Raw genomic sequence first — 10,674 nt, forward strand, 5'->3', positions numbered from 1 at the left:
AAGTCCGACAGGCTCCTAGGGCAATTCATAAATTTCCCTCGATAAGGCCAATTTGCTTCTGGTTTTGATAAGCCGTTGCCATAGCCCGTACATTATCTGTTTGGCATCGTCCAAATAAGTATAAGCGACCGGGATGACCAATAAACTGAGCAGCGTAGACGTCACCAAACCGCCGATGACGGTGATCGCCATCGGGCTGCGGAAGGAGGTGTCCGCCGAGCTCATGCCCATGGCAATCGGCAACATGCCTGCGCCCATGGCGATGGTGGTCATGACGATGGGCCGGGCGCGTTTGTGGCAGGCATCGAGCACGGCATCGACCCGGCTCATGCCGTGGTCGCGTCTGGCGACGATGGCGTACTCCACCAACAAGATCGAATTTTTGGTGGCGATGCCCATCAGCATGATCAGCCCGATCAAAGACGGCATGGAAAAACTTTTTTGTGCCAATAGCAGAGCGATAAAGCCGCCGCCAAACGATAACGGCAAGGCCAACAATATCGTGATGGGCTGCAAAAAATCCTTAAACAACAGAACTAGCACGATAAAGATACAGAGTACGCCTATCAGCATGGCCAAGCCAAAACTGCCGAAAAGTTCGGCCATCATTTCGGCATCGCCGATATTGATTTGCTTTACCCCTGCGGGTAGCGCTTGGAGACTAGGCAGGGCCTGTACAACGGTGCTCAGATCGCCCAACGGCAGGCTGGCCAGTTCGATTTCAAAATTGATGTTGCGGAAACGGTCGTAACGGTCGATGACGACAGGCCCACTGGACAAGTCAAGGTTGGCGACTTGGCTGACCATGACCGGGCCGATACCCGCTTTGGCTGACGGTACGGCAAGCCGTTGCAACACGCTTAAGTCGCGCCGCCCGTCCTCGGTCAGTTTGACCATGATCGGCACTTGGCGTTGGGCGAGATTAAGCTTGGGCAGGGACTCGTTGTAATCGCCGACGGTGGCGATACGCAAGGTCTCGGCGATGGCGGCGGTTGTTACGCCCAAGTCGGCGGCGCGGGCGATATCGGGCCTGACGGCGATTTCCGGTCTGACCAACGAGGCGCTGGAAGCGATGTTGCCGATGCCTTGGATTGCCCTTAAGTCCTTTTCGACCGCCCTGGCTGCGGCATTCAATGCATTGGGATCGTTGCCACTCAGCACCAGAACATATTTTTCGCCCGATCCGCCGAATCCGACTTTGCTGCGGACACCGGACAAAGCCGTCAAAGCGGCCCTAATATCTTGCTCGATTACTTGTTTAAGCACCGGCCTTTCGTTACGGGTGGCCAACAAGATGGTCAAGGTAGCCTTGCGGACTTCCGCGCCGGCGGACATGTCGATCTGATCAGTGCCGACAGAACCGCTGCCTATCGTGGTGTACACACTTTTCACATAAGGTAGATCGGCGATCAGTTTACGGGCGGTTTCGGCGGATGCGCGGGTTTGTTCCAAAGTTGCACCGGGCGCAAGTTCGACAAAAACCTGGGTTTGCGGAAAGTCGTCCGGTGGAATAAAACCCTGGGGCAATAATGGGATCAAGAGCAGGGAGCCGATGAAAAACGCCGTCGCGCCACCGATAGTAATTAGCCGGTGCTTAAGGCACCATGCGGCCAGTTTCAAATAGTCGCGCATCAGCCGGCCATCCGGCGCGGCGGGCTGCTCGTTGTGTTTCAACAGATAAGCCGACATCATCGGGGTCAACATTCGGGCGACGAGTAGCGAAGCTAGGACCGCCAACGAAGCTGTCCAGCCGAATTGTTTAAAGAAGCGTCCGGCGATACCGCTCATGAAGGCGGTCGGCAAAAATACCGCCACCAGGGAAAAGGTGGTCGCCACCACCGCCAAGCCGATTTCGTCGGCAGCTTCCATCGCCGCCTGATAAGGCGATTTGCCCATGCGTTGGTGGCGCACGATGTTTTCCACCTCGACGATGGCATCATCGACCAGGATGCCGATAACTAGCGACAACGCCAGCAAGGTAACGACATTAAGGGAAAAGCCGAAATAATACATTCCCAAAAACGCAGGGATGGCGGACAGCGGCAGGGCGACGGCGGAAATAAAGGTCGCCCACCAGTCGCGCAAGAACAGCCAGACCACCAATACCGCCAGCAATGCGCCTTCGTACAACAATGCCATGGAGCCGTCGAATTCTTCCTGGACGGGAATCACGAAATTGAAGGCTTCGGTGAGTTCGATGTCGGGGTTTTCCGCCTTTAATTCCGCCAGTTCTTTCTGTACGCCCGCACCGACATCCACTTCGCTGGCGCCGCGGCTGCGGGTAACCTCAAAGCCCACGACAGGCTTGCCGTCCAATAAAGCCAACGAGCGTTGTTCGGCAACGCTATCGCTGATAGTTGCCACTTGGTTCAGGCGGATGTGGCGGCCATCGGCGAGAGACAGTTCCATCCGTGCCAACTCCTCGGCGGAGGCCGCGTTGGCCAGAGCGCGGACAGGTTGCTCGCCTTGGCCCAAGTCGGTACGTCCACCAGAGCTTTCGCGTTGCGCTTCGCGTAATTGTCTGGAAATATCGGCGGCAGTCGCGCCCAGGGATTGGAGTTTGACCGGATCCAGGGCAATCCGGATTTCCCGGCTGACGCCGCCTACCCGCTTGATATCGGCGACGCCCGGAACGGCAAGCAGACGCTTGGCGATGGTATCTTCGACGAACCAGGACAAGGCCTCGTCGTCGCGTTGATTGGAGGCGACCGCGTAAACCAGCACCGGAGAACTGGCGATATCGTGTTTGGTGACGACCGGGTCGCGCAAGTCGGCGGGCATGTCGGCGCGGACTTTCGACACCGCCGAGCGCACGTCGTCCAAGGCTTCCTGCCCAGGCTTTTCCAGGCGGAATTGGGCGGTGATGCTGACACTGCCATCCTGCACTTTGGTTATGATATGTTTCAAGCCTTGCAAAGTGGCGATTGCGTTTTCTATTTTTCGTGCCACAGCCGTTTCCAGTTGCGAAGGCGATGCCCCCGGCAGGCTCGCCATAACGGTTATGGTCGGCAAATCCAGGTCGGGAAGGTTCTGGATTTGCATGGCCTTAAAGCTGTATAAGCCGCCAAAAGTCAGCATCACAAACAACATCACAGCCGGCATGGGGTTTTTTATGCACCACGTGGATATATTCATTAACGCAGCACCCGGACATAATCGCCATCCGCCAAAAAGGCCGCACCGCTAGCGACTATCTGGTCTTCGGGCTTAAGCCCCGAAAGGATTTCGTAATGGTCGCCCGCACTTTCGCCTAATTGCACTTTGACTTGGATAACCTTCGCTTGGTTTTGAGCAAATTCTCCTAAGCGAAAAACATAGCTGAAGCCTTCGCGCAGCGATAAGGCGTCTTGCGGTATGGTTAGCGCGGCCTTAGTGCCCAAATGGAATACACCCTGGGCAAACATACCGGCGCGCAGACCGGCTGCTTCCGCTTGGGGCAAATCGACATAAACCAGCCCGTTACGGCTTTGCATATCTAGGCTGGGCGCTAAATAACGCACTTTACCGCCGACTTGTCCGACGTTGGGCACCGAAATCGCCACGTCGATACCGGGCTGAAGTTGCACCATTTCGGCAGCGGTGACTTCCGCGCGCCATTCCAGGCGATTTTGCCGGATTAGCCGGAACAGTTCTTGTCCCTGCGTGGCCACCGCGCCCAAGGTAGCGGCGCACGAAGAGACGAACCCGTCGTCCACAGCAACGACGCGGGTGTGGGTCAAGCGCAAAAGCTGCCTGTCCAATTGCGCTTTTGCCGAGGCGGCTTTGGCTTGCGCAGTTTTTTCCCCGGTCAAGTATTGCAGCACCATTTGGTTGCTTAACGCACCGGAGGATGCGATTTTTCGGGCGCTGTCGGCATTCAGCCGGGCTTCTTCCAGGCTGGCCTCGGCCTCAGCCAAGGCCGCCTGGGTTTGGGCGATCTCGACCATCACGCTTTTACTGTCGAACACCGCCAATACTTGGCCTTTACGGACCTTTTCGCCGACCTGCACACGCACTTCGTCCAGACGCAAGTCGCTGACTTGTGCCCCGATTATGGCTTCCTGCCAGGCGGCGACCGAGCCGTTTGCGGTTAATTTTCGCGGGATGTCCCGATTGACCGGTTGGATAACCGATACATTCAGCGCCGGTCGGACGCTTGGTTTGGCGCTTTCAGCGGCTTGCGGCGCTTCCTTGCTCAGCGCCAGGGTTACACCTAAGCCCATGAGCGCAGCCAAGGCAAGCCAAATGCTTAGCGATTTTTCTTTAGTCATGATTGGTTTCCCGACAACTGATTCGAGGGTTGAGAAATGATGTTTATGGATGGGTTCTCGGCTTGGCCGGGCAATCTTTCCGCAACTGAAGCCGCTTGTTCGGTCGCACGATCTTCCCAGCTTCCGCCGACGGCCCGATACAGCGCAATCCAAGCACTGACTTGTTCTTGTTCCAATTCCGTGACTGCCAATTGGGCGGCAAACGCGTTGCGGCGGGCAGTTTCCGCATCGATCAAGTTGCCCAGGCCGACTTCGTACAATTGCCGGGTCGCCGCGAAATGAGCTTGGTAATCCGCCGCCGCGGTACGCGCCAAGGGCAGGCGTTGCCCGGCACTCGCCAAGCGCACCAAGGCTTCTTCGACTTCTTTAACCGCCGTCCTGACCGCCGCTCGATATTGGGCGATGGCCGACTGGTATTGGGCTTCAGCGGTTTCCACATTGGCGGCGCGTTTACCAGCATCGAACAACGGCAAGCTGAGCGTCGGCCCGTAAGACCAAGTTTCCGCTAAGGTCAGGGCCGCACCGTTAATGTTTTGGAACACGGGGGTGATATTCCCGGACAGGCTCAATTTCGGAAAGCGTTTAGCCTGTTCCACGCCGATCTTGGCGCTGGCCGCGGCCATGTCGCGTTCGGCGGAGGCAATGTCCGGCCGTTGCCTGATCACATTAGCCGGCACAGCAGTGACCTGGAAGGGCGGCGGCTTGGGCAATTGCGCCATCCGCTGCGGCGTATTACCCAATAACGTCCGGATTTGCGGTTCCGGCAAACCGGTTAAAGCCACCAGGCCTTTAACCGAACGTTCACATTGCGCCTGCTGTTTCAACAACAAATTACTGCCTTCGGTCGCGCTGGCATTGGCCAGCGCGACATCGGACGGACTGCGGAATCCGGCGCTACCGGCCATGCTGGTAAGCTGCGCCGAAGCCTGCCTGGATTCGGCGTCCTCTTTATTCAGCAAAGCTTGCGCTTCACAATAACGATAAGCCAGATATGCATTGGCAAGCTCGGCCGCTACCGCCACCCGGGCATCGTGCCAGGATGCCGTACGCGCTTGCAATTGGCTGATGGAGGCTTCCCGTTGTCGCGCTAAGCCGCCGAACAAGTCGACCTCCCAACTGGACTGCACACTGAGTTGATGTTGGTTGCGTAGGCTAGGCGTGCCCCCCATTGAGAAATTTGAACGGGTGCTGCTTAAGCTCGAATCCAAACTCGGCAGGAATACCGATTCGGAGCTGACCAAGTTGCCCCTGGCTTCTACAATCTGCGCTTTGGCTTTGGCGACGGATGCGCTTTCCTGTTGCGCGGCGGCAAGCAATCGATCAAGCGCCGGATCGCCGTAACGTTCCCACCATTTGCTTAACCAGGACAAATCGCCTTGATGCGCGACCGGCAATCCATCCAGAGCGGACTGTTTGGCATACCAGCGCTGTGCCGTGGGCGGTTCCGGGCTGTGGTAATCGGGGCCGACCGTTGTTAATAAGCCGCCGTCCAAAGCGCAGCCGGATAACGCCAGCAGGATAGGGCCGAAGTGGAATAGGTTAAATTTCTTCATTACTGTCTTGAAAAGAAAAGTCGAGCCGAAGAAAACTGAACTGCCTTCATTAGGGATAAGGCGCTTATTTTTTGGAAAAACTAACCAGCCTTTTCAAAATGGCCCATTGTTTTAATGCAACACGCGCTTCCACGGCTGGATAACCTAATACCGTTTTTCCGGCGGGAACGTCGCCGATTACGCCCGAACCTCCACCGACAATAGCTCCGTTACCGATGGTGGCGTGGTCTTTAATGGAAGCGCTGCCGCCGATGACAACACCGTCCCCCAGCGTTACCGATCCGGCTAAACCGCTATTTCCCGCCATCACGCAAAAGCGGCCAAGCCTACTGTTATGGCCAATTTGCACCAGATTATCGATTTTGCAGCCATCGCCTATCACGGTTGAGCTGAATTTACCTCTATCCACACAAGAGTTGGCGCCAATTTCAACGCTATTCCCAATAATTACATTGCCTATTTGTGGAATTTTTGCCAAGCCTATTTCCGGGCACGGCCTAAAGCCAAAACCATCGGCCCCAATGGTAGAGTTAGGGTGTAAAATGCAATCATTGCCGATATGGCAACGTTCCCGAATAACCGCACCCGACCAAATAATGGTGTTGTTTCCGATAGTGCAGTCGTCGAAAATAGTCACATTGGGATAAAGCGTCGTATTGTCACCCAGCACGACATTCGGACCGATATAACAGCCCGCTCCAATCCTTGTCCCGTTTCCCATAACAGCGGTTTTATCAACAACCGCTGTTGGATGAATTTCACAATCGAATAGCGGCATTGGCGGCGCAAAAAGTTTTAATACCTGTGACATCGCTAAATCCGCATTTTTAACTTTTATAAAGGCCCTATTTAGTCCAGGCGCAATCGAAATATCTTCGTTTACAATGGCAACAGCCGCTTTTGATGTTCCCCAAAATTTTTCGTATTTTTTGTTTCCAATAAAAGAAATCTCGCTACTATTTGCAAGCTCAATTTGTTCCGGAGCTGTGATTTTTTGATTCGTTGTACCTAAAATCACACCTTTAAGAACTTCATTTATTTCGAGAATTGAATAGGATTTCATTTGCCGAACTTCATATGGTTTCACTCTTGAAATTTAACTAGCTCTCCGCCCATTTGACTGGAGACTAGGAATATCGAATCATTTTTAAGGCGGTTGGCGCCAAAGCCATTAACAGTTCTGGCATCCCAAAAAATCGCCAACACAGGCGTGGGAATCAACAGTTGCCTGCCTGCCGTCAAACAGCTGGCTTTCTATTGATCAGTGATTAAAAACATCACTTAGTATCAATTTCATTGGGTTTTAAGGGGTCGTTTACCTGATTGCCACCCGCCGAACTATCTCTCGACAGATACATGTTTTTGAAAAACTCGTAACGATCAGTTGCGGCTTCGTTGACGACTTTATCCATCGCTAACATATCCGCACGTTTATCTACGGCACCGAGGACACCGATCATCCCCACGCCGCTGACGTATTGCAGCGGATTAGTCACCATTTTGCCCCCCACACCAGCAATGCCTCTGACCGAACTGGGGCCAAACAGCGGCAGCACTAAGTAAGGCCCGGTATCCACGCCCCATTCGGCCAGAGTTGTGTCAAAATTTTCTTTGTGTTTTGGTAGATCTATTAAGGTAGCAACATCAAACAAACCGCCTAACCCGGCTGTCGTGTTGACAACCAGCCTGGCACCGTCCGAACCTGCCTGGGCAAATTTCCCTTGTAAGGCTGAATTAACGGTGACTCCGACATCATCAATGTTGCTAAAAAAATTCGACACCCCCTGGTCGGCAAAATCGGGCATTACCCATTGGTAGCTCTGTGCCACTGGTCTCATCAGATAATCGTCTAGGCCATCATTAAACCACTGAACTTTTCTGTTCCAGTTTTCATATGGATCCCTCAAATCGGCAGTTGGGGTTGGGGCTGAGGCGCAAGCATTAAGTAAGGTCAGCGTGGTTGCCGCAAAGAGTATATTGATATTGTTAAGTTTCATGGCGTTTACCTTTAAGTAATTGTTTTAAGAAGAAAAACTTACGCAGTTCGCGCATAGAGCGAATATGCCCTTGGTCACATTATTACGGGATCGATTGGGCACAACAACGGTACTGGGGCGGGTGTAAAAATCCTCCTTAAGGCGGAGTAAGGCTACGCCTTAAGGATGAAGTAATAGGAGGGACTTTGCTTTATATTGACCGTATGGAAAAACATATCGCATCCTGCCGCCCGGCGTTTACCAAGCGCTTCTGGTTCAAGTTGACCCTTGTTTACACAGTGGTCTCTATAGTCGGCATTAAGTTGCTGATGTCTGTTTTTGACACCATTATCCACTACCAACATTTTAATGAGGCGATGCAGCCCGCCGCTGTTTTACAGACGGTGACCGAACGCCTGAAACCTATCAGGCGCCTGATGGAAAGTGCTGCACTAAATACGAAAGACATCGCCGATGCGCCGGAGATTATTGATGATCTGATGATGCGGGAAAATTTGGACGATAATGCCGTGGCGGATCACTTACGTTCTTCCAGCAATCCAACCGCGAGCTATGTGGTATTTGACGAAAATGACCTCCCTATTGCACGACGTCTGATGCGGGCCGATGACCGCATCATTGCGTTACTAATGACACATCGTGCCGCTGTTTCCGGCGGCGAAGCATTTGTTCCTGAGCATTTGCCCTATTCTGTTTTTATTAATATCCCGCTTAGCGTCCGTGAGCCGACAAAAAAAGGGCGTATCGCCTTGCTGATCACGGCAAAATTCAACATCGCCAAGCAATTCTACCGCGACGAAGACTGGGTTTCGGAACTCATGCCATTCGTCATTACCCTCTGTATCGTGATGAGCGGGTATTTAGCCTCAAAAAACTTTATCCGGCGGTTACGGCATATCACATCGGTTAGCAGTGCATGGCGTGATGGGGATTTAGGTCGGCGCATTATCGATAACGACGCCGATGAATTGTCCGAGCATAGCCACAACTTAAATATCATGGTAGGGCAGTTGAAGGAATTGCTGGGCTTGAAACAACAGGCCGCAATTCAAGATGAGCGAACACGCATGGCGCGAGAACTGCACGATACGGTAAAACAGAATCTTTTTGCCCTAGCGCTGCAACTGGCGGCAATCAGTTCAAAAGCGCCGGATTTAGGCGAGGCCAAACCTTATCTGCTCGAATCTCGGAAAATCTTGAAACAGGCGCAAGAGCAGCTAGTGGGGGTTATTGCGGAACTGCGGATTATTAGCCCGAAACAGGAGGGCTCTACGGTGAACCTTCTTACCTTGTGCGAAAATCTGGAGAGCAAATTTAATGTGCATATCCACTGCGTCGTTCCGCCGGATTTAATGCTGCCGGACAGCCTGTTTTTTGTGGTAAGCCGCGTTATTCAGGAAAGCGTCACCAACGCCATACGGCACGGAAATGCGAAGCTAATTGTCATCAGCTTGGTCAAATCGGCAATGCGTTTCGAGTTGCTGATAACGGATGATGGCACGGGTTTCAATCCAACGCTCCCCACCGAGGGGATGGGCATTCTTTCCATGCGAGAGCGTGCCGCTTCACTCCCCGCTGGCACATTCTCAATCGAAACCGCATTAGGCCAGGGAGCGACCATTGCAATCACTTGGGAGGAACACCTTAGTGAAGTCTAAATCAGAATCTTTTATCACCCTAATCGCCGCTGACGATCATGGCGTCGTTTGCCGAGGCCTGAATGCCTTATTATCATCCGAGCAAGATATTAAAATGCTGGCTACCGCACTCGGCGGCAGGCAAGCCGTTACCTTATGCGAGGAACTTTCGCCCGATGTGGTCTTGATGGATATCGTCATGCCGGACATGGATGGCATTGAAGCCACCAAACGCATCAAAAGATCAAGTCCCCACACCCATATCGTTATCCTCACTTCAGTTGAAACCGAGCAAACCGTGGTCGAGGCCACGCAAGCCGGCGCACTGTCCTATCTGCTGAAAGATACCGACCCCGATGAATTGGTGGCGGCCATTCGTTCTGCCGCACGCGGCGAAAGTACCCTGAGTCCACGCGTTGCTACGCTGTTAATGACCTCTATGTCGCGCCGTCAAAGTGAGCGTGCCTTTCATGAAGAACTCAGTGACCGGGAGATGCAAGTCCTGTTATTGCTTGCTCAAGGGCTTTCCAATGTGTTGATTGCCGAGAAGCTGGGCATTGGCGAAAAAACGGTGAAGTCCCATGTCAGCAATATTCTTTCCAAGCTTTATTTAACGGATCGTACTCAAGCCACGGCGTATGCGTGGCGGCATCGTTTGCTGACTCAATAGATTTTAACGATCCCTAGTGTGATTATTTCTTGGCTAGCAGCTCGGTAAAAACGCGAGATGGTGTTCCGCAAGTTACCAAGGATTTAGGCATTGCCCAATCGACGCTGTATGGCTAGCAATCTAAAAGCCCACAAAAAAGCCAATCCTTCGAAGATCAAAAGCTGCAACAAGCGGAACTTGCGCGACTCAACCAATAACTGACCTCCACCACGAGTCGCGGTCGGCCGCTTGTATCTCATCGCTGTTTTGGCTAACAAAGGCAAAGGCAAACACCGGGTTATGTAATGAAGCTGCTCAAATCCAGGCTATTATCCGAGTTCAGCGGCATGTTTTCGACAGAACCCTATCTTAAACTGAGAAATAATTTGGCTGAGCGATAGAGTCGACTTTAGTTATTTTTCGCTTATATTCGCTTGCGGTTAAAATTTCTACTTCCGAATACATTAAGAATATTGTTTGGTCATCTTGCAATACGGATACCCACTACACCCTAAAAATTGTTTGCCAGCCATTGTTCCCGATTTTGCTGTCCTTAAAATCATTGGCTTCCCGCATTTCGGACAGCTA

The 10,674-nt window shown here is 52.8% G+C and carries 8 protein-coding genes; 2 read left to right on the top strand and 6 right to left on the bottom strand.

Annotated elements, in window-relative coordinates:
- Positions 1 to 15: 15 nt before the first annotated feature.
- The 5 genes from A1355_RS06405 to A1355_RS06425 form a co-directional block, all read right to left on the bottom strand.
- Complete coding sequence (locus tag A1355_RS06405; protein ID WP_064026173.1) at positions 16 to 3,135, bottom strand: efflux RND transporter permease subunit; 3,120 nt, start codon at positions 3,133 to 3,135, stop codon at positions 16 to 18.
- A complete protein-coding gene (locus A1355_RS06410; protein ID WP_064026175.1) occupies positions 3,135 to 4,250 on the bottom strand; it encodes an efflux RND transporter periplasmic adaptor subunit in 1,116 nt (371 codons plus the stop codon). The genes A1355_RS06405 and A1355_RS06410 overlap by 1 nt, the downstream gene beginning before the upstream one ends.
- Positions 4,247 to 5,803 (bottom strand): efflux transporter outer membrane subunit, encoded by a 1,557-nt coding sequence (locus A1355_RS06415; RefSeq protein ID WP_064026177.1) that lies wholly within the window; start codon positions 5,801 to 5,803, stop codon positions 4,247 to 4,249. The genes A1355_RS06410 and A1355_RS06415 overlap by 4 nt, the downstream gene beginning before the upstream one ends.
- Before the next feature lie 64 nt (positions 5,804 to 5,867).
- The gene (gene lpxD / locus A1355_RS06420) at positions 5,868 to 6,866 is read right to left on the bottom strand and encodes a UDP-3-O-(3-hydroxymyristoyl)glucosamine N-acyltransferase (RefSeq protein WP_064026179.1); all 999 of its coding nucleotides are present in this window, start codon (positions 6,864 to 6,866) and stop codon (positions 5,868 to 5,870) included.
- 214 nt (positions 6,867 to 7,080) lie between these two features.
- Positions 7,081 to 7,800: a VacJ family lipoprotein gene (locus A1355_RS06425; protein ID WP_064026181.1), complete on the bottom strand. Its 720-nt coding sequence runs from the start codon at positions 7,798 to 7,800 to the stop codon at positions 7,081 to 7,083.
- A 185-nt stretch (positions 7,801 to 7,985) separates the two neighbouring features.
- Between A1355_RS06425 and A1355_RS06430 the strand changes: the two genes are divergently transcribed.
- Together A1355_RS06430 and A1355_RS06435 are read left to right on the top strand one after the other, a co-directional pair.
- Positions 7,986 to 9,458, top strand: coding sequence for a sensor histidine kinase (locus A1355_RS06430; RefSeq protein WP_157197774.1), 1,473 nt, complete (start codon positions 7,986 to 7,988; stop codon positions 9,456 to 9,458).
- Positions 9,448 to 10,107: a response regulator gene (locus A1355_RS06435; RefSeq protein WP_082885393.1), complete on the top strand. Its 660-nt coding sequence runs from the start codon at positions 9,448 to 9,450 to the stop codon at positions 10,105 to 10,107. The genes A1355_RS06430 and A1355_RS06435 overlap by 11 nt, the downstream gene beginning before the upstream one ends.
- A gap of 443 nt (positions 10,108 to 10,550) precedes the next feature.
- On the opposite strand, the gene A1355_RS24410 is transcribed toward A1355_RS06435, so the two are convergent.
- The coding region (locus A1355_RS24410; RefSeq protein ID WP_197471734.1) for a topoisomerase DNA-binding C4 zinc finger domain-containing protein at positions 10,551 to 10,674 on the bottom strand (124 nt) is incomplete at its 5' end.

Source organism: Methylomonas koyamae, from assembly GCF_001644025.1.
Taxonomy (GTDB): Bacteria; Pseudomonadota; Gammaproteobacteria; order Methylococcales; family Methylomonadaceae; genus Methylomonas; species Methylomonas koyamae_A.

What these genes read in the sequence shown, in the direction of transcription:
- lpxD (WP_064026179.1), bottom strand. Translation starts at nt 6,866, where the DNA reads ATGAAATCCTATTCAATTCTCGAAATAAATGAAGTTCTTAAAGGTGTG.
- A1355_RS06410 (WP_064026175.1), bottom strand. Translation starts at nt 4,250, where the DNA reads ATGACTAAAGAAAAATCGCTAAGCATTTGGCTTGCCTTGGCTGCGCTC.
- A1355_RS06405 (WP_064026173.1), bottom strand. Translation starts at nt 3,135, where the DNA reads ATGAATATATCCACGTGGTGCATAAAAAACCCCATGCCGGCTGTGATG.
- A1355_RS06415 (WP_064026177.1), bottom strand. Translation starts at nt 5,803, where the DNA reads ATGAAGAAATTTAACCTATTCCACTTCGGCCCTATCCTGCTGGCGTTA.
- A1355_RS06425 (WP_064026181.1), bottom strand. Translation starts at nt 7,800, where the DNA reads ATGAAACTTAACAATATCAATATACTCTTTGCGGCAACCACGCTGACC.